General features: G+C 62.4%; 25 protein-coding genes, 1 tRNA gene and 1 pseudogene. 7 read left to right on the forward strand and 20 right to left on the reverse strand.

Annotated elements, in window-relative coordinates:
* Window positions 1–2: 2 nt before the first annotated feature.
* The 5 genes from thiL to VJX68_RS09955 are packed head-to-tail and all read right to left on the reverse strand — an operon-like array spanning window position 3 to window position 5,870.
* Window positions 3–1,007, reverse strand: a complete 1,005-nt coding sequence (gene thiL, locus VJX68_RS09935; RefSeq protein WP_324095527.1) for a thiamine-phosphate kinase — start codon at window positions 1,005–1,007, stop codon at window positions 3–5.
* Window positions 1,004–2,314: a sensor histidine kinase gene (locus tag VJX68_RS09940; protein ID WP_324095528.1), complete on the reverse strand. Its 1,311-nt coding sequence runs from the start codon at window positions 2,312–2,314 to the stop codon at window positions 1,004–1,006. The genes thiL and VJX68_RS09940 overlap by 4 nt, the downstream gene beginning before the upstream one ends.
* Window positions 2,315–2,368: 54 nt before the next feature.
* Window positions 2,369–3,568 (reverse strand): aspartate aminotransferase family protein, encoded by a 1,200-nt coding sequence (locus tag VJX68_RS09945; RefSeq protein WP_324095529.1) that lies wholly within the window; start codon window positions 3,566–3,568, stop codon window positions 2,369–2,371.
* Window positions 3,565–4,767, reverse strand: coding sequence for an acyl-CoA reductase (locus VJX68_RS09950; RefSeq protein ID WP_324095530.1), 1,203 nt, complete (start codon window positions 4,765–4,767; stop codon window positions 3,565–3,567). Before VJX68_RS09950 ends, VJX68_RS09945 begins: the two co-directional genes overlap by 4 nt.
* On the reverse strand, window positions 4,764–5,870 hold the full coding sequence (locus VJX68_RS09955) for a LuxE/PaaK family acyltransferase (protein WP_324095531.1): 1,107 nt from the start codon (window positions 5,868–5,870) through the stop codon (window positions 4,764–4,766). Before VJX68_RS09955 ends, VJX68_RS09950 begins: the two co-directional genes overlap by 4 nt.
* 323 nt (window positions 5,871–6,193) lie before the next feature.
* Between VJX68_RS09955 and VJX68_RS09960 the strand changes: the two genes are divergently transcribed.
* The 4 genes from VJX68_RS09960 to VJX68_RS09975 all read left to right on the forward strand — a co-directional run bounded on the left by VJX68_RS09960 (window position 6,194) and on the right by VJX68_RS09975 (window position 8,978).
* Window positions 6,194–6,607, forward strand: a complete 414-nt coding sequence (locus tag VJX68_RS09960) for a hypothetical protein (RefSeq protein WP_324095532.1) — start codon at window positions 6,194–6,196, stop codon at window positions 6,605–6,607.
* Between the two features lie 117 nt (window positions 6,608–6,724).
* On the forward strand, window positions 6,725–7,633 hold the full coding sequence (locus tag VJX68_RS09965) for a S1C family serine protease (protein WP_324095533.1): 909 nt from the start codon (window positions 6,725–6,727) through the stop codon (window positions 7,631–7,633).
* A gap of 19 nt (window positions 7,634–7,652) precedes the next feature.
* Window positions 7,653–8,495 carry an isocitrate lyase/PEP mutase family protein gene (locus tag VJX68_RS09970; protein WP_324095534.1) on the forward strand — a complete coding sequence of 281 codons (843 nt, stop codon included), beginning with the start codon at window positions 7,653–7,655 and terminating at the stop codon, window positions 8,493–8,495.
* Window positions 8,496–8,513: 18 nt separating this feature from the next.
* The gene (locus tag VJX68_RS09975) at window positions 8,514–8,978 is read left to right on the forward strand and encodes a GNAT family N-acetyltransferase (RefSeq protein ID WP_324095535.1); all 465 of its coding nucleotides are present in this window, start codon (window positions 8,514–8,516) and stop codon (window positions 8,976–8,978) included.
* On the opposite strand, the gene ppdK is transcribed toward VJX68_RS09975, so the two are convergent.
* The 3 genes from ppdK to VJX68_RS09990 form a co-directional block, all read right to left on the reverse strand.
* Window positions 8,965–11,712: a pyruvate, phosphate dikinase gene (gene ppdK, locus VJX68_RS09980; RefSeq protein WP_324095536.1), complete on the reverse strand. Its 2,748-nt coding sequence runs from the start codon at window positions 11,710–11,712 to the stop codon at window positions 8,965–8,967. The genes VJX68_RS09975 and ppdK overlap by 14 nt on opposite strands.
* Window positions 11,713–11,755: 43 nt before the next feature.
* Window positions 11,756–13,054: a glycine--tRNA ligase gene (locus VJX68_RS09985; RefSeq protein WP_349255906.1), complete on the reverse strand. Its 1,299-nt coding sequence runs from the start codon at window positions 13,052–13,054 to the stop codon at window positions 11,756–11,758.
* 77 nt (window positions 13,055–13,131) lie between these two features.
* Complete coding sequence (locus tag VJX68_RS09990; protein WP_324095538.1) at window positions 13,132–13,668, reverse strand: metallophosphoesterase family protein; 537 nt, start codon at window positions 13,666–13,668, stop codon at window positions 13,132–13,134.
* Window positions 13,669–13,874: 206 nt separating this feature from the next.
* Here VJX68_RS09990 and VJX68_RS09995 point away from each other — a divergent pair, with 206 nt between their 5' ends.
* Both VJX68_RS09995 and VJX68_RS10000 read left to right on the forward strand, forming a co-directional pair.
* A complete protein-coding gene (locus VJX68_RS09995; protein WP_324095539.1) occupies window positions 13,875–14,207 on the forward strand; it encodes a hypothetical protein in 333 nt (110 codons plus the stop codon).
* A gap of 47 nt (window positions 14,208–14,254) precedes the next feature.
* Window positions 14,255–15,112 (forward strand): GNAT family N-acetyltransferase, encoded by an 858-nt coding sequence (locus VJX68_RS10000; RefSeq protein ID WP_324095540.1) that lies wholly within the window; start codon window positions 14,255–14,257, stop codon window positions 15,110–15,112.
* A gap of 318 nt (window positions 15,113–15,430) precedes the next feature.
* Here the strand turns inward: VJX68_RS10000 and VJX68_RS10005 are convergent, their stop codons facing one another.
* From VJX68_RS10005 to VJX68_RS10025, 4 genes and pseudogenes are all read right to left on the reverse strand, one after another.
* Window positions 15,431–16,684 carry a CaiB/BaiF CoA transferase family protein gene (locus VJX68_RS10005; RefSeq protein ID WP_324095541.1) on the reverse strand — a complete coding sequence of 418 codons (1,254 nt, stop codon included), beginning with the start codon at window positions 16,682–16,684 and terminating at the stop codon, window positions 15,431–15,433.
* A pseudogene (locus VJX68_RS19335) lies at window positions 16,681–17,882 on the reverse strand (CaiB/BaiF CoA transferase family protein). The gene VJX68_RS10005 and the pseudogene VJX68_RS19335 overlap by 4 nt, the downstream one beginning before the upstream one ends.
* Before the next feature lie 2 nt (window positions 17,883–17,884).
* Window positions 17,885–18,394, reverse strand: coding sequence for a VOC family protein (locus VJX68_RS10020; protein WP_324095544.1), 510 nt, complete (start codon window positions 18,392–18,394; stop codon window positions 17,885–17,887).
* Between the two features lie 171 nt (window positions 18,395–18,565).
* Entirely contained in the window at window positions 18,566–18,766 is a 201-nt protein-coding gene (locus tag VJX68_RS10025) for an aldo/keto reductase (protein ID WP_324095545.1), read from the reverse strand.
* A gap of 257 nt (window positions 18,767–19,023) precedes the next feature.
* On the opposite strand from VJX68_RS10025, the gene VJX68_RS10030 reads away from it, so the two are divergent.
* A complete protein-coding gene (locus tag VJX68_RS10030) occupies window positions 19,024–20,247 on the forward strand; it encodes an acyl-CoA dehydrogenase family protein (protein ID WP_324095546.1) in 1,224 nt (407 codons plus the stop codon).
* Between the two features lie 103 nt (window positions 20,248–20,350).
* On the opposite strand, the gene VJX68_RS10035 is transcribed toward VJX68_RS10030, so the two are convergent.
* The 8 genes from VJX68_RS10035 to fmt form a co-directional block, all read right to left on the reverse strand.
* The gene (locus VJX68_RS10035) at window positions 20,351–20,689 is read right to left on the reverse strand and encodes a P-II family nitrogen regulator (protein ID WP_324095547.1); all 339 of its coding nucleotides are present in this window, start codon (window positions 20,687–20,689) and stop codon (window positions 20,351–20,353) included.
* Between the two features lie 142 nt (window positions 20,690–20,831).
* Window positions 20,832–21,230, reverse strand: a complete 399-nt coding sequence (locus VJX68_RS10040; RefSeq protein WP_324095548.1) for a nuclear transport factor 2 family protein — start codon at window positions 21,228–21,230, stop codon at window positions 20,832–20,834.
* A 201-nt stretch (window positions 21,231–21,431) separates the two neighbouring features.
* On the reverse strand, window positions 21,432–22,043 hold the full coding sequence (gene plsY, locus VJX68_RS10045) for a glycerol-3-phosphate 1-O-acyltransferase PlsY (RefSeq protein ID WP_324095549.1): 612 nt from the start codon (window positions 22,041–22,043) through the stop codon (window positions 21,432–21,434).
* Between the two features lie 72 nt (window positions 22,044–22,115).
* A tRNA-Pro gene (locus tag VJX68_RS10050) sits at window positions 22,116–22,190 on the reverse strand.
* 487 nt (window positions 22,191–22,677) lie between these two features.
* Window positions 22,678–23,376, reverse strand: a complete 699-nt coding sequence (rpe, locus tag VJX68_RS10055) for a ribulose-phosphate 3-epimerase (protein WP_324095550.1) — start codon at window positions 23,374–23,376, stop codon at window positions 22,678–22,680.
* Between the two features lie 76 nt (window positions 23,377–23,452).
* Window positions 23,453–24,067 (reverse strand): septal ring lytic transglycosylase RlpA family protein, encoded by a 615-nt coding sequence (locus VJX68_RS10060; RefSeq protein WP_324095551.1) that lies wholly within the window; start codon window positions 24,065–24,067, stop codon window positions 23,453–23,455.
* Between the two features lie 22 nt (window positions 24,068–24,089).
* On the reverse strand, window positions 24,090–25,466 hold the full coding sequence (gene rsmB / locus VJX68_RS10065) for a 16S rRNA (cytosine(967)-C(5))-methyltransferase RsmB (RefSeq protein ID WP_324095552.1): 1,377 nt from the start codon (window positions 25,464–25,466) through the stop codon (window positions 24,090–24,092).
* On the reverse strand, window positions 25,463–26,413 hold the full coding sequence (fmt, locus tag VJX68_RS10070; protein ID WP_324095604.1) for a methionyl-tRNA formyltransferase: 951 nt from the start codon (window positions 26,411–26,413) through the stop codon (window positions 25,463–25,465). Before fmt ends, rsmB begins: the two co-directional genes overlap by 4 nt.

Genomic DNA, 26,413 nt, shown 5'->3' on the forward strand with positions numbered 1-26,413 from the left:
ACCTAGCCGCGCGAGCGCAGCTGATCCCATCCTCCGATAGTCGGCGTGCTGGCACCAATCATCTTCAGGCGCTTGCCGCGAACGATCGTGCCAATTCGCCGCACCGCGACTCGCAGGCGTCGCGACAGTTCGGCTTCGCTGTGGCCGCGCCGCGCGCAGAAGATCAGTTCGTAATCCTCGCCGCCCGTTAGCGCGTGCACGAGACTGTTGCCCATCACCGCGCGGTATGCCGGCGAGACCGGGATTCGCGACGCCTCGATTTCCGCGCCGACGCCGCTTCGTTCGAGGATGTGACCCAGGTCCTGCATGAGCCCGTCGCTAACGTCGATCGCAGCCGGCGCGGGCCGGAGCGCCGCCAGTCGTTCCCCTGCAAAGAGCCGCGCTTGCGGACTCAGAAATCGCTCGACGAGATATTTTCTTGCGCCGCGATCTCTTCTCGCATCGCCCCGCGGCTTCAGCTTGCCCGCCAGGATGCGCCAGCCGAGCGCCGCATCGCCGAGCGTGCCGGTAACGAAGATTTGGTCGCCGGGACGCGCCGCGTCTCGTCGCATCACGCCACGCCGGATCTCGCCAAGCAGCGCAATCGTGATCGACAGCTCGCGCGCGCGCGTAATATTGCCGCCCACGATATCCGTGGAGGCTTCGCGCGCCGCATTGCGCAGCCCGGCGTAAATTCCGTCTAGAGTCCGCGCCGAAATTCCGTCGCGCACGGCCAGGTTCACCACGCAGGCCGTCGGCCGCCCGCCCATCGCCGCGATGTCACTCAAGTTGACCTCGAGCGCGCGCGCGCCAAGCTGCTCTGGAGTTCCCCATCGCGGATCGAAGTGAACGTTCTCGACCATGCTGTCGATCGTAAACAGCGTATCCCCGCGCGGCCGCGAGACGATCGCGCAATCGTCGCCGATTCCAAGAATCGTGCGGCGGCTGAGGCGGATCCCCTTGCTCAGTCGCGCAATCAGTTCGAATTCGCTGGGGAGTTTGCCGGACGCGTCGGGAAGTTTGCTCACGGCGTGCGCGCTTTCGTTGCCTGCGCTTCCAGCGGGAATTCCGCGACCAGAGTCAGTCCGCGCCGGCCGTCCGCGAACCGCGCCTCGGTCCGCCCTCCCGCCGCTTCCGCCATCGCGCGTGCGATATACAGTCCGAGTCCGCGCGCAGCGCCGCGATCGCCGTTTCTGTTTGGACGCTGGAACAGCGCTTCCAGTTGCTCCTGCGAGAGCATCGGGCCGCTATCGGTCACCTCGACCGCGAGCATTTCGTTTCGCACGCCCGCGCGCAACGTGATTTCGCCGGCCGCCGTCCTTCCGATCGCGTATGCAAGCATGTTTCTCACGATTTTCTCGAAATGCCGTCCGTCGAGCTTGCACGCCGGCAGCCGCGCGATCTCGACGCGCAGATTCAGGCGCCGACGCTGCGCCTGCAGAGCGCAATCCTCCGCCACGTCGCCGAGCACCTGGTTCGGGTCCAGTTCGACCGGCGCTGTGACGATGGCCTCATCCTGCGCCTCGTAGTAATCCAGCACGTTGCTCACCACCAGATCCATGTTCCACGCAGTCGAACCGATTCGTCCCAGCAGGTCCGTCCGCTCCTTTGCGCTGATGTCCGCTTCCTCGAGCAGGTTAACGTAACCGCTCAGCGCCGCCACCGGGCTGCGGATGTCATGCGCCATCGTCGCGATCTGCGTCTGCCGAAATCGCGCGGCTTCCTCGAGATCCTCGACTTGTTTCTTGAGTCGCCGGCGGTATCGCTCGATGAAGATCGACGTGTATTGAGCGAAGATCACCGCCGCGACGAGCCCCATCCATCGGTACGCTCCGAATGGCGTTTCGATCGGCACGAAATGTTCGCCCGCCGCGTAGCCGATTACCGCCGTGAGAGCCATCGCAAACTGCCAGCGCGTGCCCCAGCTCACGAACGCAGCGGTCGCCAGTGGACACAACATGATCGCGATAAAGCGCGACTCGGGATCTCTCGTCGCGCGGCTGATCAGTATGAACGTCGCGATCAGAAACGCGTTGTACAGCAGGATCCAGAATTTCCAACGGCGCTTGAATGAGCGGGTCCACGAGAGACCGAACAGCAGACAGGTCGCGGCCAGGATCAGCCAGTGCAAGCCGGCGCCCGGCGCATCCGGTCCCAGCACCTGCTGATCGTACGCAAGGTACGCCAGCAGCATGAAGATTCCGAACGCGCCGCCAAGCTTCAGGACTCGCAGCGACTCCTCGTCATCCTCGGTCCAGCTGAACTTCGAAGTGGCGCGGCCGAGCCCCGAATGTGTCAGCCCGGATGAGCCGTTGTATTTGCCGCCCTCCGTCAATCAGGCTCCCCCAGTTTTACTCCTGCGCCGATTCCCGAACCTCTAATCGTGACTTCAGCGGCGGATTTCATCAAGCGCCTTGTTCATCGCGCTCAGCGCAAAATCGACCTCGTCCGGCGTGATCGTCAGCACCGGCGCGAGCCGCACGACATTGTCCGCGTTGAGCGTCCAGTTCACGATCACCCCGCGAGCCAAGGTCGCCGCCACAAAGCGGCGCGTGAGCGCCGCATCGCGAAACTCGATACCCACCAACATGCCGAGCCCACGGACCGCCATGATTTCCGGCGCGCGCATCGCCAGCAGGCGTCGCACGATCTCCTTGCCAATCGTCGCGGCACGCTCGTACAAGCGCTCGCGCACGATGACGTTCACCGCGGCCAGACCGGCCGCGCACGAAAGCGGATGCCCGCCGAAGGTCGTGATGTGTCCGAGTGGCGGATCGTGCGAGAGCGTGCCAAGTAACTCGTCGCGGCTGCACAACGCTCCCAGCGGCAGACCGCCACCAAGGGCCTTGGCCATTACGAGGATGTCAGGCACAACGCCAAAGTGCTCCAGCGCGAACATCGTGCCGGTGCGTCCGAAGCCGGTCAGTACCTCGTCGAATATGAGCATAGCGCCCGCGCGATCGCATCGTTCACGCAGCGCGCGAATGAATCCCGTCTCGGGGATGCGCACACCGCCCTCAGCCTGCACCGGCTCGACAACCACCGCCGCGATCGTCGAATCGATTTTCTCGAGCGCGCCAACGTCATCGAACGGCAGATGCCGCACCGGCCCGGGCAGCGCGCCAAACGGCTCGCGCATCGCACGATTTCCGCACAGTGCGAGCGCGCCCATCGTGTCACCGTGATACGCGCCCTCGAACGCGACGAATCCCGCGCGGTCGGTAAACTTGCGCGCGACCTTCAGCGCGCATTCGATCGCTTCCGCCCCGCTGTTGGTGAAGTACACTCGCTCGAGAGGACGCGGGAGGAGCTCGACCAGCCGCCGCGCCAGCATCGCCTGGCTCTCGATCACATACTCGCCGTACACCATCACGTGCAGATGGCGTCGCGCCTGCGCCGCAATCGCGTCGAGCACCTCGGGATTTCCATGGCCCAGCGCTGACACTCCAATCCCCGCGATAAAATCGAGATAGCGCCGGCCGTCCGACGCGACCAGCCACGAACCCTCAGCGCGCGATATCTCTAGCCCGATCGGTGCCTCGGAAGTCTGCGCCAGGCTCCGGTGGAAGAATTCGCCAAGTTCGCTCATCGCGCTCCAGCCACCATGTCGAGGAACTCACCGCCGCCGTGGCGCCAATCAAGCGGCGGCGATTGCATCTCACCGGGCGCGCACACGTACGGTATCCCAATCGCCCGTGCTTCGATTTCACAATCGTCGCCTACGACCGCCATCGCTTCAATCTGTCTCGATACGCCCGCAACGCAAGAGTGAAACTCCGCGAGATCGCGCACTCCGGTCACGTGCACAGTTCTGAATCCGGGCGAGACTTTAAATGAATCGGCCTTCGACTCGAAAATCACAGTCCATTCAAGTCCGCGACCCTCGAACAACTCGACCGATTCGCCCGCAATCGCGCGCCAGCGGGCGCGCTCCCGCACTGCGCGTATTTCCGCGGCGTCGCGCAACGGGATCCGTGCCGGCGGCATCGATACCGCGAGACGTTCGAGCGCCGCTGACATTCGGATCGCCAGCTCACGCGCCGCCCGGCCATCAGGACTCACCACGAACACCTGATGCAGCGACAGGCAGCCGAGTTGCTCGAACAATGCGACATCGCGTGCAAGCAACTCTGCAATCTTGTCGATTCGCGACGGACCAATAGCGCCCGGCGCGACCAGCGCGGCACTCACCCGGCTGCCGAATCCAATCACGTTGCGCCGATTGAGCGACTCGATCGTCGCGTCGTCGCCGTACGCCACCACTCGATCGCAATTCGCAATCAACGCCGCGGTCAAATCGGTGCGCGCGCGGCTCCAGTGAAGGACCTCGATACGCGCGCCGGCATCCGGATCGATCTCGGCGAGCGTGCGAGCAAATTCCGCGAATAATATCGGCTCGGCCGACGCGGTTTTGATCAGCACGCGTGCGCCCGCCATCAGCGCGATCGCAACCTCGTGGATTCCGGCGCCCGCAACGTTGCCCGCAGCGATGAATCCAACCGTCTTCGGCCTGTCGATCGCGTGACTCGTTGAAATCCGCTCGGCCATCGCCTTCAACGCATCGCTGGTGAAGGGTTTCAGCAGTGCGTCGATCGAATTTTCGATCAACTCGACGGAGTACTCCGCCGAGTGCGCGATTGCGGCGATCGCATCGCGTCGGCGCGCGTAATTGCGGTCGCGCCAGAGTGAGAATGCGCGCGCCAGTGCCTTAGCCATCCGCTCCGCGCTCGGCGCGGGATTTTCTGCTCGTCGCATACGCATCGCGCTGGACGCTGGCGTCGCGCTCATCGCGAAGCCTCCGATGCCTCAGTCGCCAAGAATTGCCCTATCGCCAGCGCGCAGCCGCGAGCTTCTCCCCCTGCCGCTCTGCCAATCACGCGAACCCTGCCCCGCTCGACCGAGCCCAGGTCTTCCGTCATGACGGCGGACACCGAGCCGACGTTGGCGAGATCGAAAAAAGTCAGCAGCCCGATTTCCCCGTCAGGCATCGGCCGCAACGTGACCGGATCCCGCGCTGTCACGCGCAGCCACGGCGGCGGAATTTTGAAGCGCTCTTTCGAATCAGATACGCCGGGGCAGTTGAACGATGTCGCGTCGTAAAGCTGCGAGCACAATTCCGTCATCCCGTATTCGTTGATGACCATCGCGCGCGCGATCCCGAGCAACTCGCCCGCCCGCGCGATCACCTCCGATGCTTGCATCGGCACCGCCTGCCCCTTCGCGCCGCCGGTGTCCATCATGCGCGAACCCGGCGCGAGCCGAAGTTTCGCGCCGCGACTGCGAAGCCCCGAAAACAGCGCCGCAAACGCGGCCGTTGTTCCCAGGATGCAAACCGGTTCGCGACGCGCCTCGCATCCGGCAAGAAACGCGCCCGCCGCCTCGACATCGACCCGGTCGCGCGATGCCGCCGCCAGATGCGTGCGCGTGCCGAACTCCTCGATACACCAGGTCACCATCGCCGCCAGCGACGACTCGGGCATCACGTCCGCCGTCGGATGCATCGCGAGAATCGCCATTCGCCGAGCGTCGGGGAACAGCATCGTGCGCAGATGTGCGATCGCCGACGCGCGATAAATCTCTGACCGCACCACGATATGACGTCCGCGGCGCACCCACCCCTGCGTAGTCCCGCTGGTGAGAAACACTGCCGCATCGGGCGCTAGCGCGGCGCCGTCGCTCGCAAGCTCGGCGTACTTGAAAGCGACATTGCTCACTGCCGGGACCTCGTCAACGCTGCCGACCGCGCCAGGCTCGATGCCACACTCCTCGCAGTAGCTCCGGTACGCAGCAACTGTTTCAAATTGATGACGAAAAACGGCCAGCGCGAGCCGCTGGAACGATTCAGGCTTGGGCCTGTGGATAAACGTGAGGACCTGCTCGTAGATGGACATCGGCTTCGCGCCACAGCCCCGCCAGGGATGATCATGGCACCGCCGCGCGCGCTCATTCAATCCTGCGTCAGCCCCCTTTGGATTGAAAAATGTCCATATTTACCTTGCTCTTGAATTGTTCTAGACTTCCTGCCTGTTGTGGGTGGCGGGGATGCCTCGGTGGCGGCCGGCGGGTCGGGCGAACTGGGCTTTCGGCAGGTTACAGCGATATTACTTAATCATTGCCATCCTATTCACCCCAATTCGGGAATGTAACGATTTTGCGCTAGATACGTAATTTTGCTAAACAGGTTGCCATCGGCTCGGGGGAGAACCATCGCGAAATGAAGAAATTCGCAGCCGGCGTAATGCTGGGTTTTGTTGCGAGTTGGGCTGTTGCGTTTGCGTCGCCCAACGTGAGCCACAACGGCAGTTTCTGGAACCGTCTCAACGGCGCCGCCAAAGACGGCTACGTCAACGGCTATTCCGACGCGATGCGGGTCAGCGTCGGCAAACTCGACGTCCTCAATTCCGCCGCCGACCTGTTTCATTGGAAGGGCGCTCGCCGCATCATTCACCAGCTCTCGGGACAGCTCTCGATGAGCGACGTGAGTGCGAACCAGGCGGTCAAGCGGCTCGACGAGTTGTACTCGAATCAGAAGTACAGCGAGCTCGATCTCGGCGAGGCGCTGCAAACGCTTTCGATTCGCGCGAATGAAACCGCGATGCCCGTCGCGCCGGTGAAGAGCGCGAAGTAACACCACTCGATCTTCTTTTCGAGGCGGTCTCGCGAGGGACCGCCTCTTTTTTTCCGCTGACGATCGCGCTTGAAACCCCGAGTGCGCGGTCCTAGCCTAATTCGCGGGACATCCGTCGTGAACGCACCTCCATTCCTGCTCGAAAAAGTTCTGCGCGCCACCGTCGGCGTTCATTCGCACATCCCCTCGACTCACGTCTCGACCGCGATTGGCCTCGGCACCGATCGCCGCGGCACCGGCACTGTCGTCAGCCCCGACGGCCTCATCCTCACGGTTCACTACCTGCTACTCGGCGCGCAAAACGTGATCGTCACGATGCCCGGCGGCGAGCAGCTCGAGGCGAAGATCGTCGGCAAGGATTACAGCACCGGCATCGGCCTGCTGAAGATCGATCGCGGCAAAATCCCCTGCGTCGAAGTCGTGTCGTCGGAAAAATGCGTCGTCGGCCAGGAGGCGTTCACCGTCTCGAGCCTCGGCGGCGAGAAGCGATGCGCCGATTGCGGCATCATCACGTATCTTGGTCCCTACGACGCGGTCTGGGAATTCGTGCTCGACAAATGCGTCTGCGTCACCGCCTCGTCGCTGAACATCGGGCTGAGCGGCGGACCGATCTGCAACCTCCAGGCGCAGGTGATTGGCATCTCGTACTTGAACTTCGCCGACTTGAGCCGCGCGATTCTCGGCGTGCCGGGCGAGAGCTTCCTCGCCCTCCGCGACGAGCTAATCAAGCATGGCCGCCGCACCACCGCCGCGCCGCGCGCATGGCTCGGGGTACTCTCGTACACGCTGCGCGAGCACGTGGTGATCGCGGGCGTCATGCCCGGCGGTCCCGGAGAAAAGGCCGGCCTGCAGCAGGGAGACCTGGTGATTTCGATCGACGACACCGACGTGAACGACCGCCGCGTGCTCTACGAGGCGCTCCGCAATCATCGCCCCGGCGAGAACGTCAATCTCAAGGTCCTGCGCAACAATCGCGTTTACCAGCTCGACATCCCCGCCATCCGCGCCGAAGACTACTTCGCCTGAATTCACGGAGCGTCTCCCGATGAATGAACAAAGATCGCGGCTGCGCGATTTGCTCGCCGGCCCCGAAATGATCGTCGCGCCATTCGTCTTCGACTGCATCCAGGCAAAGCTCGCCGCCGCCGCCGGCTTCGACGCCGTTTACATGACCGGATTCGGCACCGCCGCCGCGCGCGGATATCCCGACCTCGGCCTGCTCACGATGTCCGAGATGGTCGCCAACGCACGCGCAATCTCGCGCTCCGTGAATGTTCCAGTCATCTGCGACGCCGACACCGGCTATGGCAATCCGCTCAACGTATGGCGCACGGTGCGCGAGTACGAAGACGCCGGCGCGTCAGCCCTGCACATTGAAGACCAGGTGTTTCCCAAGCGATGCGGTTTCCTCGCGGGCAAGCAGGTCATCGCGATGGAAGCGATGGTGCCGAAGGTGCGCGCCGCCTGCGACGCGCGCCGCGATCGCAATCTCGTCATCATCGCCCGCACCGACGCGCTCCAGCCCAACGGATGGGACGATGTCGTGCGTCGCGCGCGCGCCTATCGCGATGCAGGCGCGGACCTGCTCTTCGTCGATGGAATCAAAACCCTTGACGACCTCAAGCGCTACGCCGAAAAGCTCGGCGAACTGCCGCTGATCTACAACGGCGACCTGTTGCCAATCGACGAACTGAAAAAGTACCCCTTCAAAATCACCATCCACATCGGCACGATGCTGGCGGCGTTCGACACGATGCGCGCCGCGATGACCGAACTGAAGCGCACCGGCAAACTAAGCATCGGCACCGGCTCGAACGTGTTCGAAGATTTCGTGCGAACGATGGGCGTCGCGGAGTATCAGGCCCTCGAAAAGAAGTACACCGACTAGAAGTACGACGACGAAATCATGGAAATCGCATATCTCGCGGACTATCCCGAGTTCGCACCGACGCTCGCCGAATGGCACTACCAGGAATGGAATCGCCTGCACGCGAACGACTCCGTGGCGCGACGGCTCGAGTCTCTGAGAGCCGCGTCCAACCGGCGACGAATTCCTTCGGTGCTCGTTGCCGTCGAGAACGGTGAGCTTCGCGGCTCCGCGACCCTCGCTGAGTACGACATGGAGACGCGGCGCGATTTGACGCCCTGGATGACGGATGTCTTCGTCGCGCCGGAATTTCGCCGCCGCGGAATCGCCGCCGCGTTGGTACGCCGCGTCATGGAGGAAGCCAGGTCGATAGGGGTTCTCCAACTCTACCTGTTCACGACTGGACCCTGGCGCGAAAGGCTTTACGCGGGCCTCGGATGGTCGGTTATCGACCGTCCCATCTACCTGGCAATCGAGCGGGTTCTTATGATTACACGTCCTTGAAGGCGGCCTTCTTCTGCGAGGCCTCGATCGCCGCCTGCGATGCAGCCAGCCGCGCGACCGGAATCCGGTACGGCGAGCACGACACATAGTCCAGCCCAAGGCGATGACACAGCTTGACGCTCGCCGGGTCGCCGCCATGCTCGCCGCAAATCCCGATCTTCAATTTCCTGTTCGACTTGCGCCCGCGCTCGATCGCGATTCGCATCAACTCGCCGACTCCAACCGGGTCGAGCTCCGCGAACGGGTCCTTCTTGTAAACTCCGGTGCTAATGTAGTCGGCCAGGAATTTCCCCGAGTCATCGCGCGAGATTCCGTACGTCATCTGCGTCAGATCGTTGGTCCCGAATGAAAAGAATTCCGCGACCGCGCCAATCTGATCCGCCGTCACGCAAGCGCGTGGCACTTCGATCATCGTGCCGATCGTGTACGCCACCTTGATGCCGCGTTCCTTGAACACCGCGTCCGCCACCTCGCGAATCTGCGCCGCCAGGATATCGAATTCGCGCCGCTCGCCGATCAGCGGCAGCATGATTTCCGGCATCGCCTTGACGCCTTGCTTGCGCAGCTCGCACGCCGCCTCGATGATCGCGCGCGCCTGCGCCTGGTAAATCTCGGGGAAGCTGATTCCCAGCCGCGAGCCGCGATGCCCCAGCATCGGGTTCACCTCGAACAAACTCTCGCGCACCTGCTTCAAATGCTCGAGCGTGGTGCCGATTTTCGCCGCCAGCTCACGCAGCTCGGTGTCCGCATGCGGAATAAATTCATGCAACGGCGGATCGAGCAGACGGATCGTTACTGGCAGCCCTGCCATCGCTTTCAGGATTCCGACGAAGTCCTCGCGCTGCATCGGCAGGATTTTCGCCAGCGCGCGCCCGCGCTGCGTGGCGTTCTCCGCCATGATCATTTCGCGCACGGCCGAGATTCGCTCGGGATCGAAAAACATGTGCTCCGTGCGGCACAGCCCGATTCCTTCGGCGCCAAAATCGCGCGCGATCTTCGCGTCGTCGGGAGTGTCGGCGTTGGCCCGCACTCCCAATTTGCGCACCGCGTCCGCCCACGACAGAAATTTTTTGAAGTACGACGGCATCTCGGGCTCGACCGTCGGCACCCGCCCCGCGATCACCTCGCCCGCCGATCCGTCGAGCGTGATGTACTCGCCGCGACGCACGACCGCGCCGTTGGCTGATAAGGTGCCCGCGCCGTAATCGATTTCCAGCGCCGACACTCCCGCCACGCACGACTTGCCCATCCCGCGCGCGACCACCGCCGCGTGACTGGTCATGCCGCCGCGGGCAGTGAGGATTCCTTCTGCGACCTGCATCCCGTGGATGTCTTCCGGCGAGGTCTCGAGCCGCACCAGGATCACTTTGCGGCCCGCTTCCGCGACCACGACCGCTTCATCCGCCGAGAACACCACTTCGCCGTTGACCGCACCCGGCGACGCCGGCAGTCCGCGCGCAATGACGTGCCTTTTGCTCGACGGATCGAGGCGTGGATGCAGAAACTGCTCGAGCTGTTCGGGCTCGACGCGCTTCAGCGCCGTCTTGCGATCGATCAGCTTCTCGTCGGCCATGTCCACCGCGATTCGCACCGCGGCCTGCGCCGTGCGCTTGCCGGTGCGCGTCTGCAGCATGTACAGCCGGTTGCGCTCGATCGTAAATTCCATGTCCTGCGTATCGCGAAAATGCTTTTCGAGCTGCGCCGAAATTTCCAGAAACTGCTTGTAGACGTCCGGAAAGCTTTCCTCGAGCGTCGAGTACTGCGCGACGCGCTCCGCCTCGCCTATTCCCGCGCGCTTGGCCCATTCGCGCCCCGCTTTGAGGCTGATCTGCCGCCCGGTGCGGATTCCCGCGACGACGTCCTCGCCCTGCGCATTCGGCAGAAACTCACCGTAGATTCCCTTTTCGCCCGTGCCGGGATCGCGCGTGAACGCAACGCCCGTTGCGCAATCGTCGCCGAGATTGCCGAACACCATCGATTGCACCGTGACCGCAGTGCCCCAATCGCCCGGGATATTGTTGATGCGCCGGTACGTGATCGCGCGATCGTTATGCCACGAGTCGAACACCGCGCCGATTGCCATCCACAGTTGCTCGCGCGGATCCTGCGGGATGTCTCGCCCGACGCGCGCGCGAATCAGCGCGCGGAACTCGCCCACCAACTCCCGCAAATCATCGACCTTCAGCTCGGTGTCGTTCTTGACCCCGCGCGCCACTTTCTTGCGATCGATAATTTCCTCGAACGGATCGGGATCGTTCTTGTTCTCCGGCTTCAGCTTGAGCACGACGTCGCCGAACATCTGGCAGAACCGCCGGTACGAGTCCCACGCAAACCGCGCGTTGCCGCTGATTTCCTCCAGCCCCCTCACCGTTTCATCGGTGAGACCGAGGTTCAGCACGGTGTCCATCATTCCCGGCATCGAGACCCGCGCGCCCGAACGCACCGACACCAGCAGCGGATTCTTCGCGTCGCCGAACTTGCGCCCGAGCGCCCTTTCGACGTGCGCTACGCTCTTCGCCACACCCTCGGTCAGCCCCTTCGGATATTTGTGGCCGTGATCGTAAAAGTAGTCGCAGACCTGCGTCGAGATCGTGAACCCGGGCGGCACCGGCAGCTTGAGCCGCGCCATCTCGGACAGGTTCGCGCCCTTGCCGCCCAGCAGGTTGCGCATCTCGGAGCGTCCTTCCGCCACGCCCGCACCGAAAAAGTAGATCTCAGGATGAATGCGACCCATCGTTTCTCCCATCTCCGCGTAGCGCGGAGACAATTTTAAATTTCTAGCGCGTCCAGCCTATTCGATTGCCGATTTCCTCGACCAGCCTCGCAATCGGCAAGCGCTCCTGCGTCATCGTGTCGCGATCGCGCAGCGTGACTGTGTCGTCTTCCATCGTCTGATGATCGATCGTCACGCCGTAAGGCGTGCCGACTTCATCTTGACGCCGATAGCGGCGCCCAATCGAGCCTGCTTGATCGTAGGCGACCGTGAAATGACGCTTCAACGCGTCGCGTATCGCGATCGCCTTCTCAGGCTGACCCGCCTTGCGCAGCAGCGGATAGACCGCGACCTTGATCGGCGCCAGCCGCGGATCGAGCCGCAGCACGATTCGCTCCTCGTTATCGACCACGTCCTCGTCGTAAGCGTCGAGCATGAACGCGAGCATCGCGCGGTCGACGCCGAGCGCCGGCTCGATCACCCACGGCCGAAAGCGCGTCTTGGTGTCTTCGTCGAAGTACGTCAGGTCCTTGCCGCTGAACTTCGCGTGCTGATCCAGGTCGAAGCTGCCGCGCTTGGCCACGCCCTCCAACTCGCCCCATCCGAACGGATATAGGAATTCGATGTCGGTGGTGCCGCTCGAATAATGCGACAGTTCCTCGCTCGCGTGCTCGCGGGCGCGCAGATGCTCGCGCTTGATTCCGAACTTGACGTGCCAGTTGAATCGAAAATCGACCCAGTGGCGATACCACTTCTCTTCCTCTGCGGTATCCGGGCGAACAAAAAACTCCATCTCCATCTGCTCGAACTCGCGCGTGCGAAAGATGAAATTCTCCGTGGTTATTTCGTTGCGGAACGATTTGCCCTGCTGCGCGACGCCGAACGGCAGCTTGACCCGCTGGGTATCTACGATGTTCTCGAAGTTCGTAAAAATTCCCTGCGCCGTTTCCGGCCGCAGATAAACGAGCGCCGCCGTGTCCTCGACCGGTCCCATGAACGTCTTGAACATCAAATTGAACTGGCGCGCGGGCGTCAGTTCGCCGCCGCATTCGGGACATTTGTCGCCCTGAATTTTATCGGCGCGAAACCGCTGCTTGCATTCTTTGCAATCGACCAGCGGGTCGGTGAAGTTCTTCAGATGCCCGGACGCTTCCCACGTTCGCGGATGCTGAAAAATCGCCGAGTCCAGCCCCAGCACGTCGCTGCGATGCTGGACCATCTCACGCCACCACGCTTCCTTGACGTTGCGCTTGAGCTCGACGCCAAGCGGCCCGTAGTCGAACGTGGAGCCGAGTCCCCCGTAAATGTCGCTCGTCGGGAAAACAATTCCGCGGCGCTTGCACAGGTTGACCAGTTTTTCCATCGTGACCGCGCGTTCGGTGACGGGCACTGCGTTTTCCGCGGACAACAATTCCTCCTGAATCGTTCGTGGCAGCCGGCCTAGGCCAGGCTGATTATTTCGGCGGAGACTTCGCCGCCGTTTCCGATTTCCAGTATCGCGACCGTTCCTGGCACTCCAATCAGATTGCGCGGCAGTGTGGCGCTGCCCGGATTGACCACCAGCGTCGCGCCGAACCGCGTCACTCCTTCGACGTGGCTGTGGCCCTGCACGACAACGTCCACCGGCCCGCCGAATTGCGTATTCATCGCACGTGCGAACACTTCCTCCGACGTCTCGTCCGGCGTCGGTATCGCATGCACCAGCCCGATTCGCACGCCCGCGATCTCGACCAGATGCGCCTCGCGCACCCGCTCATCGGCGTCTAGGCGATGCCGATGCCCATCCAATCCTTCATCGCCATTGCCAAGCGCCGCGATTACCGGTGCGATCGCCGACAGCTCGTCGAGCACGCGATTCACGTAAACGTCGCCCGCATGCATCACGAGGTCGATCCCCGCGAACACCTCGAAGACCCTCTCCGGGAGATGCTCGCAGGCTTCGGGAATATGAGTGTCAGAGATCAGGCCGATTCGCATTACGATTTGCTCCGGGCGCTCACACCCGCCGAGCACGAATCGTAAACCCTATCATGGCCCCGAATCCCTCGCAATTTTCAAGATTTGCCGGCATTTTCGCAATCTCGCCCATGCGACGTATGGCCGTTTTCCCGAAGCTCGTGCTACAAGACGCGATCAGATGAAGCGGCCGGCTCCGTGGCGCCCGCGGTAGAGGAGAACTCTCGATGCGAATTTCGACCCTCGTCATCTGCGCAATTGTGATCGGAGCTTCGCTGGGGCTCCTGGGATGCGGCCATAAGCTGGTCGCGCACAACGGCGACAGCACCGTCTCGGTCTATCCCGACGAGAACACCTTCATGAAACTCGCCGATTTGAAAAAACAGGGTGGCGTCGGCGGCATGATCGGAGGCCTCGGCACAGGACTCGCCGCCAAGCAGGTCGACAACAACACTCCGGTTCGAATCATCAACAGCGACGACAACGGCTCGCAGGTCGAAGTCCTCGACGGCGCCTTCAAAGGCCTGCAAGGCTTCGTCCCAAGAGACAACGTGCACTAACAACTGACCCGCGAGTTTCCTCGACGGCTCATAGAAGCTATCTCTCAATGAACCCAAAAATTCGACCCGGTACGCGAGAAGATGCGGCCGCGTGCGGCCTGATCGACTTCGAGGCCTTCAAGTCGATTTCCAGTGAGCATAATTTTCCGTGGGACTTTCCGTCGGTCGAGATCGCGACCACCGTGGTCACGATGATGCTTTCCAACCCGGGCTTCTATTCCGTGGTCGCGGAGATTGATGGCAGAGTCGTCGGCAGCAACTTTCTCGATGAGCGAAACCCGATCTCAGGCGTTGGTCCGATCTCGGTCGATCCGGCGCTGCAGAATCAGACCATCGGGCGCCAGCTGATGCAGGCCGTGATGGAGCGATCGGCACAGCGCGGCTTCGCCGGGATTCGGCTGGTTCAGTCGGCCTACCACAATCGATCGCTCTGCCTGTACACCAAGCTCGGTTTCGACACGCGCGAGACGTTATCCAAGATGTTCGGGCCACCGCCGAGGTTGAAATTGCCGGGGTACGAAGTGCGGCGCGCCGCCGAGCGGGACCTCGAGACCTGCAATCAACTATGTCGCCGCGTGCACGGCCATGACCGTGGCGGCGAGCTTCGCGACGCGATCAATCAAGGCACCGCCAACGTCGTCGAGCATCTGGGACGAATCACCGGCTACGCGACCGAGTTCGCCTTCTTTGGGCACGCTGTGGGCGAGACCAATCAAGACATCGAAGCGCTTATCTCGGCCGCGCCTGAGATCGGCGGCGGCGGCTTTCTGCTGCCGACCCGCAACAGTGAGCTGTTCCGCTGGTGTCTCCAAAACGGCTTGCGCCTGGTGCATCAAATGACCCTGATGACGATCGGTCTCTACAACGAGCCAACGGGCTCATACCTGCCGTCGGTCCTGTACTGAGTCGGCGGTTATTTGAGCGCGACCGCACTCGCCCAGCGATTCGCGTTTCGTTCTCCTGAACAAAAGTACCGTTTCACGTGAAACATTTTCGCTTTATATCGCAATAGCTACGCGGTGTTTACCGGAAAACAGGCGAAACTGTGACGTCGCGCGCCTGCCACTATCGCCAGAAATCAACGCTTCCGAACGAAAAAGTTCTAACAAGGACGACGTCCCGCATCTTCGTCTTAACACTGGGTGCAGGGGTCACCCCTGCCCAAGGAAGCGTGAATCCCACGGTGGGTTTCACATTAGATCAAGTGATCCACCCTTCCCTAGTCACGACGCCGCGCGATACTGCCGCGGACTCGATCCGATCACGCCGCTGCGCTCGAGTTCCGCGATGTCGTCGTCGTTCATTCCGAGCAGCTCTGCGAATACCTGCCGGTTGTGCTCGCCAAGCAGCGGCGCCGGAGTGTCGGCGCGCAGCGGAGTATCCGGGATTCGCGCGACGGCGCCGGGATAGAGATGCGTCCCGACGACGGCGCGATCGATCGCAACGAAATATTCGCGGCTCTGGATTTGTGGATCGGCCATCACCGCCGACGCCGAATTCACCGGCGCGGCCAGCACGCCCGCGTCGCGGAGACGTTCGGCGCAGTCGTCGGCGTTCAGTGGCGCAATCGCGCGCGACAGTTCCGCGTCCAGGGCGTCCTCGTTGGCCTTTCGATCCGACGCACTCGCGAAGCGTTTGTCACTTGCAAGCTGCTCGACTCCCAGCGCGCTCGCGAGACTTCGCCACTGATCGCCGGTCTCGCACGCCAGGGCGATCCAATTGTCGTCTCCCGCGCATCGGTAGATTCCATGCGGCGCGTACTCGCGATGCCGGTTGCCGCGCGCAGCCGGCACTTTTTCAGTGAATTGAAAATCGACAATCGCCTCGGCCACGAATGGAATCAGCGACTCGACTTGCGCCAGCTCGATCAACTGCCCGCGCCCGCTGCGTTCGCGCTCGTACAGCGCCACCATCAGCGCGAACACGCCGTGCAATCCGCCGACCGGATCACCCAGCGCGTTGCTGAGCGTGTAACGCTGCCCGTCGCCATCGTGATAGCCCGTGAGTCCCGTCACTCCCGCCATCGCCTCGACCGTGTTGCCGTAGCCGCGCGCGTTGCATTCGGGACCGTCGCTCCCGAACGACGGCATCGAGATCATGATTAGCCGCGGATTGATCGCGCTCACCGCTTCGTAGCCGAGCCCACGCCTATCCATCACGCCCGGACTGAAATTCTCGACCAGGACGTCTGAGACTTCGATCAGGCGTTTCAGAATTTCAATTCCACGCGCGCTCGCAAGATCGAGCGTGACTCCCCGCTTGCCGCGATTGGCGGTGTTGAAGACCGCCGCGCGTTCAATCGGCTGCATCTCCGGCGGCGCCATCGAGAGCGACCCGCGCCACCAGTCGAAGTGATGCGTGTCCTCGACCTTGAGGACCTCGGCGCCCATCTCGGCGAACATCTGACCAACGAGAGCGCCCGCCCATCCCATCGAGATGTCGAGCACGCGAAGCTTGCCGTCGAAGATCGTGTTCATATCGTACCCGCTCTTTTTAGTGTCTCGATCTCGCTATCGCTTAATCCCAATCGCCCGCCGAACATTTCGCGATTGTGCTCGCCAAGCCGCGGCGCCGGCCGCGACGCTTCCGCGCGATGCGACGTCAGGCGAAGAGGAGTCCCCGGCACGCGAATCTTGCCGAGGAGCGGATCGTCGATCGTCTCGAAATAATTGCGCGCGCGTGTCTGTTCCCACTCGAGCACCTCGGCCACGCTCGGTATCGGCACGAGCGGAATCGCTCGGCGCTGCCCCTCGCGGTAGAGCCACTTGCGCTCACGCTCGATGAAGAACGCCTCGACGATTTCGAGCAGCGCGTCGTTGTTCATCATCCGGTTGAGCGCGGTATTGAATCGCGGATCGTAAGCGAGCTCGCGACACCCCATCAGATCGCACAGCCCTTCGAACTGCTTGTCGGTCACGCAATGCAGGCCGGCATAGCCGTCCTTGCACTTCAGCGTAACGATCAAAAACGGCCAACCGCGAAGCGTTTGCCCGCGCGTCCGCGCACGATCCCGGTGTACTGAAACGTGACGGTTTCGTAGATCATCGTGGCGACGGTCGCCTCCAGGATCGACACGTCGATATGCTGGCCGTGGCCGAGGCCCATGTCGCGCGCCGCCAGCGCCTGCATCGCGGCAACCGCCCCGTACAGCGCCGCGACGTATTGCGCGAGCGAGCCCGGCGGCGTCAGCGGCTCGCGATCTCGCTCGCCAACCGGAAACGTCCATCCGCCGCGCGCGAACAGCACCAGGTCATTCAACTTGCCGTCGCGCTCCGGGCCGTCCTGCCCGAAATTCGAAATCGAAACGACCGACAGCTTCGGGAACTTCGCCATCAGCTCATCAGGCGCAAGACCAAGCGCGGCAAGAGTGCCGGGCGCGAAGTTCTCGATCAGGAGATCGGCGCCTTCGAGCAGACCAGCGAGGAGTTCGCGGCCGCGCTCATGCTTCAGGTTCAGCGTGACGCCGCGCTTATTGAGATTGAGAAACGCGAACAGTCCGCCGCGCTCCTCGATGCGCGCGCGATGAGGCCCCAGCTTGCGTCCGCCGTCGCCCCAAGGCGGCTCGACCTTGACGACATCGGCACCCATGTCCGCCAGCAACTTCGTGGCGTAAGGACCCGCGATGAAGTGAGTGAGATCGACGACCCGAACGTCGCTCAGCGCGCTGTATCGCATTTCTAGCGCGACCCGCGTTCGAGGGCGTCGATCATTTGCCGATAGTTATGCTCGGCCAGCGGCATGTGCACGATTTCGAATTTCAGACGATCGGGTCCGAGAAAATAAAATGCGTAGTAGCCGCCCGGTCCGAACGGGAACTCGCCCGGACCGTCGAGAATCTCCGCGCCAAGCTTGCGCACCAACTCGAACGCGGTATCGACCTGCTCGTGTCGCTGGACGTTGAAAGCCACGTGATGCAAGCCCGGCTCGTAGACCTCAAAGCGATGCTCCGCCAAGCCGGGCTTCGCCTCCCAGACGTTGAACGCGATTCCGTTGGACTCGTTGATGTTGACCGTGAGCCGGCCACCAGTCCGCGTGTCGTCAAAAATTCCGCCGACGGTGTAGCCGAGAAATTTGAGCAGCGGTCCGAAAAACTTCATCGCCTCGGGAAGATCGCTGACGGTGATCGAGACGTGATTGATCGATCCCTGAAGATCGGGTTTTGGAACTGATGGCGCGCGTTCCGGCATGGGTCGAATTCAGCGCATCGAGGCGCGCGCTGTCAAATGAATTTGCCTCCGATGTACTAGCCGCGCACACTGAAAAAATGAAACCGAGACAGCTTGGAAAAAGCGGATTGACCAGCGATCGGCCTCGGATGCGTGGGCATGTCGGATTTCTACGGGCCGCGCGACGACGCGCTATTCGGGCCGCCCGTTGATTTCGCGGCGCGTCGGATCGGAAGGCGTGCGCACGATTCCGGACTTGGTCGCGATGACAAATTTGTCGCGCCGCCCGCGAATAAATTTTCCAATTAGCTCTTCGTTGCGGTGTGGCCCGTAAGCGTCCCAGGTGTCCCAGAAGGTGACGCCTAGCTCGAGCGCGCGCGCCAGCGTGTCCATCGACTGGGCCGCTATCCCGCCGCGCTGATGGGCTCGATCAATCGCTAGCGTCGCCGCCGGCTAGACGTTCGGCACTTCCATGCCCTTCTTCACGGCCGGACGCGCCGACTGCGGCAATCCATCGTGCGACGTTCGTTGCCATCACACTGCTTGAACTCAGCCCACCGCGTTTCTGTGCCGGTCGGCGCTTGTCAGATGGATGCGATGCGCGATAACGATCGGTACGCGCACGCTGTCTGTTCAGGAGGAGAACTATCATGCAAAGTGTTGCCGAAATCGAAGCTAGTTCCGAAGTACAGGACTTGCGCAATCGCGTTTCCGGTTTTCTTAACGAGCTGATCTATCCCAACGAGAAAATTCTCGAGCGCGGCAGCGACGAGTCGTCGCGCACGATGAAATCAATCCAGGCCGAGGCGAAAAAGCGCGGGCTGTGGGCGCTTGGGCTGCCCAAAGAGATCGGCGGCGGCGGACTCGAGTTCATGCCTTACGTGTTCGTCAATGAAATCGTCGGGCGCAGCGAGTATGCGATCGCAGGACTCGGCACACATTCCGCGCAGGACGCGACCATGCTGCACCTGTACGGAAATCCCGAACAGAAAAAACGCTGGCTCGCGCCGCTGGTCAACGGCGACATCTACCCAAGCTTCTCGATGACGGAGCCTGAAGTCTCCGGCGCCGACCCGACCGGGTTGCGCACGCGCGCGGTGCGGGACGGCGACGAATGGGTCATCAACGGCCACAAGTGGTTCACCAGCGGCGCCAATGTGGCGGCGTTCTCGACTGTGATGTGCGTGACCGAGCCCGACGCGCCCGCGCACGAGCGTTTCAGCATGATCATCGTGCCGACAGACACCAAGGGCTATCAGATCGTCCGCATCGTGCCCGTGATGGGCGAGACGTCGGGCGGGCATTGCGAAATCAAATACACCGACGTGCGCGTGCCGCTGACCAACCTGCTCGGCCCGCGCGGCCAGGCGTTCAAGATTGCGCAAAAGCGGCTCGGCCCCGGGCGCATCTACCATTGCATGCGATGGCTGGGGCAAGCGCAGCGCGCGTTCGAGCTGATGGTCGATCGGGCGATTAATCGCCAGGCCTTCGGCGGACCGCTGTCCGACAAGCAGACGATTCAGAACTGGATTGCCGACTCAGCCGCCGAAATCCAGGCCGCGAGGTTGCTCACGCTCAACGCGGCCGCGAAGATCGACGCCGGCGACGAGGCGCGCGTCGAGATATCACTGATCAAGTTCTTCGGCGCGAAGGTGCTGCACGACGTGATCGATCGCGCGATCCAGGTGCATGGCGCGATGGGCGTGTCGGAGGATACTCCGCTGGCACGCATGTACCGTCACGCGCGCTTCGCACGAATTTACGACGGGCCGGATGAAGTACATCGGATGGTGGTGTCGCGGCGAATCGTGAGCGAGTTCAAGAAGGGCCGCAAGTGGGACTTCGGCCGCGGGGTCACGAGGAACGGAAAATAATCACCTGCGCGGTGGGCGGCAGGGGTGACCCCTGCACCCAGTGAAGGACGAAGACGCGAAATCCGCGCAGCGCGTCTTTCGCGACGGGTATAGCACAGAATTATTACAACGCGTTGACGCCGCGCTCGCCGGTGCGGATACGCACCACCTCTTCCATTGGCATGACGAAGATTTTGCCGTCGCCGATTCTGCCGGTCCGCGCCGCGCGCTCGATCGTCTCGACCACCTGCGCCGCCAGCTCGTCCGAGACGATTATCTCGAGCTTGACCTTGGGCAGAAAGTCCACGACGTACTCGGCGCCGCGGTACAGCTCGGTGTGCCCCTTCTGACGGCCGAATCCCTTCACTTCGCTGACCGTGAGACCCTGCACACCGATACTCGACAGGGCCTCTTTGACCTCGTCGAGCTTGAACGGTTTGATGATCGCCTCAACCTTCTTCATAAGTCTCCTCTCGGTCCTTTCTCAGACTGGCCGCGCGTGACACATGCCGGCCCCCGCCTCATCCCCCATAACCATTCTCCCAAGATGGAGATGGTTCAAGCCCCCTGTTTCGCGCGCGCGCCGCGACGGTTCCGCTGGGCGCCTACTTGCTGAAGAAAACCTCCCGCGCGTGATTGGTGTCGCAATACTCGCGCACCTCGGCAATCTTGTCGCCGTCAAAGCGGATGTCGAAGTGGTAGCGATTGTTGTATTTCTTGCCGTTCGCCGCGACGGTGTTCGATTCGGCCTGAATCGCGCAGTGGTCGCCTTCGCAAATGACCGTGTCGATTCGCAGACCAAGTCCGCTGGGCATCATCGCCTTGAGCCCTCTCACGAAATTCCGGAGCCCTTCATGCCCCTTCACCGGCGGCATCCCTTCCATCCTGGTCATGACCTTCCACTCGAAGTCGTTCGCGACCATGGTGGCGAGCCGTGCCGGGTCGGGGTCTCTGAACTCACTGAGAAATTCGGTGGCTAATTCCTTTTTTCCCGCTGTATTCATTGGCCTCTCTCCTCGCTGGCTACAGACTGATACCTAGTCCATCCTGCGGGATTGCGCCAACATCCAGCGCCATGGGTCAACGCAAGCGCGATGCCAACGGGCACTGGCCGTTGCGATACGCATCGCCGCATCACAATTTTTTTCAGGGTCGGCCTCCGGGATGCTTAACTGACGGGCGTCCGATTAATCGGCAGGCACCTGCTAGGACGCCGCGTTCGGGGGGCTGGCGCGCTTGAGCTGGAACGTCGGCTCCTCGCCGCGCGACAGGCGCTGGATATTCTCGCGAAAGCGAAACAGCACGAGCGCCGTCATCAGGATCGCGAGCAGCAAATAATGATGGGGCAAACCCAGAATCGCGACCGCGGGCGGCAATACGATCGCGGCGCCGATCGACGCCAGCGACACGATTCGGCTGATCGCGAAGACCACGATAAACGCCGCGAGCGCGCACACGATAACCATCGGCGAGATCGTGAGCCAGATTCCCAGCCCGGCAGCGATCCCCTTGCCGCCACGAAAGCCGAGGAACACCGAGCAGATCGCGCCGATAAACGCCGCCAGACCGACCCACACGATAGCCGCGGCAGGAAGCCCGGCCGCGCGCGCGATCAGTACAGGAATTGCGCCCTTAAGCGCGTCGCCAACAAGAGTCATCACGGCCGCACTCGCGCCGCCCGCACGAGCGACGTTGTTCGCCCCGATATTGCCGGAGCCGACGGCGCGCGGATCGAACCCGCGCATGCGTCCGACGATCACACCAGTCGGAATCGAGCCGATAAGATACGCGCCGAGAATCAGAAGTGCTTCGATCATAGCGTCAAGACGGAAAGGCGGAAGTAATATTCACGGTCGCAGCCGACTGGTTGAGTAGATTCACTGAAAAGATCGGGGTGACTGGATTTGAACCAGCGACTCCTGCGTCCCGAACGCAGTGCTCTGGCCAGGCTGAGCTACACCCCGTCTCCGGTATCGGGAGAATACAGACGAGTGTTTATAGCATTGGAGGCGATAGCGCGCGAGTGCGGCGGAATCGCGGTACCGGCGTCATTTTAGCCCCGCTGATGGTGAGTGGCGGCCGTTGAAAGTGCGAGTGGCTTAATTTCCTTTCTTTGTCACTTGCACACGGGGAAGGTCGTCCCAGTCCTTTTTGCAGATGCGAAGGTGCTTCAAACTTTCGATCCGTATTTTCGCAGGGCCAATGATTTTATCACCCACTGAGGATTGCTTCTGATCAACCTCGCCCCCGATGATTTGCGGAAAATCGGAGTCGGGTTTGTCACTGTGGCAAACTATACACTTCATCATCTGAGTTGGCCTTGCTGTTTTTCCGCTCCGCCAAGGACCGTTCGATGCATCCGCCCACAAGCGCGAGCGTGGCAGCGTGGAGGAGTTTCATTCGCTTGATTTCCCTGCGCTCGGTGTCTTAATTCAGCCAGTGACAAATGGCTTAGATCTTGACGGGCGTGTGCGCGACCAGTTCGCGCATCTCGGCCATGATTTTCGTATAGTCGGGCTTGCTGAAGATTCCTGAGCCCGAGACGAAGATGTTGGCGCCTGCCGCTTTTACGTCTGCGATATTGTCGAGCTTCACGCCACCGTCTATCTCGACGTCGATACTCAGTTCGCGGCGCTTCAACTCGCGCCGGATGTAACGCAGCTTGTCGAGTGCGGCCGGGATGAACTCCTGGCCGCCGAATCCCGGGTGCACGCTCATGACGAGGATCATGTCGAGGTGCTCGGCGAACGGCAGCACGCGGTCGGCGTCGGTCTCAGGGTTGATACCGATCGACGCGCGCGCGCCGAGGTCGTGGATTCGCTTCGCCATCGCGGGAATATCGGGACAGACCTCGCAATGCACCGAAATTGAATTGGCGCCGGCCTTCACGAATGCTTCGACGTAGCGCGCCGGCTCGGAAATCATCAGGTGCGCATCGAGCGGCAGCCTCGTAATCTTCCGCACCGATTCGAGCACGGGGATTCCAATCGAGAGATTGGGCACGAAGTGCCCATCCATCACGTCGAAATGAATCATGTCGGCGCCGGCCTTTTCGACCGCGCGAATTTCGTCGCCGAGCCGGGAGAAGTCGGCGGACAGAATCGAGGGCGCTATTTGGTCGGCGGCATCCGGGTGTGAAGATTTGCTCATCGCTTGAGACTAGTATCGCATCTCGACCAGGCGGCAAAGAACGAATGATGCGCGCGGGGAATCACTCGCGAGGCGTTCATAGCCGCGGGAATGCGCTCGCGAGCCATGCGCCGATGGGATTTGAGACAACTCGCCGCGACGAATAGTAGCGATAGTGACGGTGCCGGACTCTGACGGAGGTCGGTCGAGGCTGGTACGAAACGTAACTCAAATTTCGGGGCGCGGCGGCGACACGGCTTTCGGCGTAAGCCGGTGTGCTGCTCGCGGCCGGCGTCACCTGCACCCTGCCAACGCCCTTGCCGGTCAGCCCGATTTGAGCCGCCGCGCGATGCGACAGGTCGAGCGAGCGACCGCGCACGAATGGTCCGCGATCGTTGATTCGCACCACTACCGACCTGCCGGTCTCCGGATTCGTTACCCTCGCGTGCGAGCCCAGCGGCAGCGTGGTGGATGCGGCGGTAAGAGCCTCGGGATTGAAAGTCTCGCCGCTGCTGGTGCGGCGTCCCGCGAAGCCGGGCCCATACCATGAAGCGACTTCGGTGCGCGTGCCTCTGAAACTTTCAGACGGCGACGCATAGTAGCTTGCGGCCGGCGCGGGCGAGAAATTCTGGGAAGAGCATCCACCGATAATGAACGCCAGCGCGACGAGTGTGAAGCCGAGGATCCAGCGGGTAGATAGTTGAGGTTGCATCGCGCCAGCCCTGATTTACAGCCTAGCGCCGAATGAGCCGCGCGGCAAAGAATCCGTCGAGCCCGCCGATGTCGGGCCGGGTCTTCATGAATCCCCTCGCGTCGATCACGTCCTTTGACTCGCGTGCCGCCATGTCGTGATCGATTTCGAAATCGCCATGGCGCGCGAGGAAGCCATCGACGACGGCTTCGCCCTCTTCGGGCGCGATGCTGCAAACTGAATACACGATCGCGCCTCCTGGACGTACCAGCGACGCCGCGTTGTCGAGCATCCTCGATTGAATGGCGGCCATTCGCGCGAGGTCGGCCGGCTTGAGCCGCCACTTTATCTCAGGATGCTCGCGCAACGTGCCAAGTCCCGTGCATGGCGCGTCGAGGAGCACGTACTCGAAGGTTGACGGCGCAAGCGGCGCGGCGGCCGTCAGGTCGGCGCAAACAAACTCGACATTACGATGCCGCAATCGGCGCGCCAGGTCGCGTGCGTTCTTCAGTCCGTTGAAATTGAGATCGACGGCGATCACTCTTCCGCGCTCGCCCACCATTTCCGCCAGATGCGTCGCCTTGCCGCCCGGCGCCGCCGCGCAATCCGCGACCGTCACGCCCGCACGCGGCGCGAGCATTCGCACGGCCATCTGCGACGCCTCGGATTGCGCGTGGAACAGGCCCTCGCGATACGCGCGGGACTCGAAGTTCGGCGCGCCGTTCAGCACGAGCGTCTCGGGCGCACGGCCGGGCGCGCCGATCTCAAAACCGTCAGCGCGCAGTTTCTCGACTATCTCCGCGCGGGAGCCGCGCGCGAGATTCAGCCGGATCACGTTGGGCGCGGCGTCGTTGTTCGCCGTCATCAGGCGCTCGGCATTGGCTACGCCGAACCAATCGACGAATCGCTCGACCATCCAGCGCGGATGCGAATACGCGACAGCAAGGAAACTCTTTTCGTTGCGCTCGCGCGCCGGCATCGGCGCGGTCTCGCGCGTCGCGCGGCGCATCACGGCGTTGACGAAGCCCGACGCTTTGCGCGCCTCCGGAATTCGCTTCGCCAGGCTCACGGCAGTATCAACCACCGCATGCTGCGGAATCCGGTCGAGAAATCGAAGCTGAAAAAGCCCCATCCGCATGATCGCGAGCGCCGCGGGCTGAATCCCGGCGAGCTTGCGACCTGTCAGATGCGCCAGCTCGAAGTCGAGGCGTCCCTGCCATGCGAGCGTCCCGAGCACGAGCCGAGTGATCAGCCGGCGATCGGCCGGCGCAAAATCCGGCAGCCGTCCGCCGAGCAAAACGTCGGCATAGCCGGACTTCTGATCGACACGATAGAGAATCTCGACGGCGGCCAGCCGCGACGCGAGCCCTTCGTCGGTGCGCGCGCTCGACCTCGCCACTTTGGCCTGTACTTCTCTCATGCGCCGAATCGCGCTCCGACTTCGATGCGTTTGCCGCGAAGGAAATCAGCCGCGGAGATTCTTTTTCGCCCTGCTGCCTGCACTTCGATCAGCCTGAGTCGTCCGGTCCCGCATTGAACGACAGGATTCGGCTTCACACTCACGAGCGTGCCGGGAGAACCGCTAGAAGCCGCGTCTTCGACCGCGGCACCCCATATTAGAACTTCGTCGGCGCCCAGGCGCGTGCGCGCCACCGGCCACGGATCGTACGCGCGGATCATTCGCTCGATCTGCACTGCGCTCGCCGTCCAGTCGATTACCGCGTCCTTCTTTTCGATCTGTGCGGTATAGGTCGCCATCGTCTCGTCCTGCGGCGTTTCGACCAGGGCGCCGCGCGTCGCGAGATCGATCGCTTCGAGCATCGCGGACGCGCCAAGCTCTGCGAGTTTCTCTTTCAACGTACCTTGCGTGTCGTTCGGTTCGATCGGAATCTTGCGCTGGAAATACATTGGGCCGGCGTCCATCCGCTCGACGATCCGCATGATCGTGACCCCGGTCTCGGCGTCGCCCGCCAGGATCGCACCTTCGACCGGCGCGGCGCCGCGATGGCGCGGCAACAGCGATGCGTGCACGTTCATCGGCGCGATCTTTGGAACGTCGAGGATCGAGTTCGGCAGGATTCGTCCGTAAGCCGCCACCACCAGGAGATCGGGCTCGAATGCTTTCAGCTCGCTCAAAAATTCGGGCGTCCGAATTTTGATCGGCTTCAACGTCGGAATCTTATGACCCGCCGCGACTGCGCCGACCGCGCTGGGCTCGGTGCCAAGTCCCCGCCCGCGCGGCTGGTCGGGACGAGTGACTACTCCGACGACGCGGAGCTTGGCTCCTGAAGCCGTCACAAGCCGCTCGAGGACATGAGCCGCCAACCCTGGCGTGCCCATGAAGACTATCTTTAGTGGCTCGGCGAT

It is taken from the genome of Binatus sp. (SeqCode), from assembly GCF_035272065.1.
Classification (GTDB): domain Bacteria; phylum Desulfobacterota; class Binatia; order Binatales; family Binataceae; genus Binatus.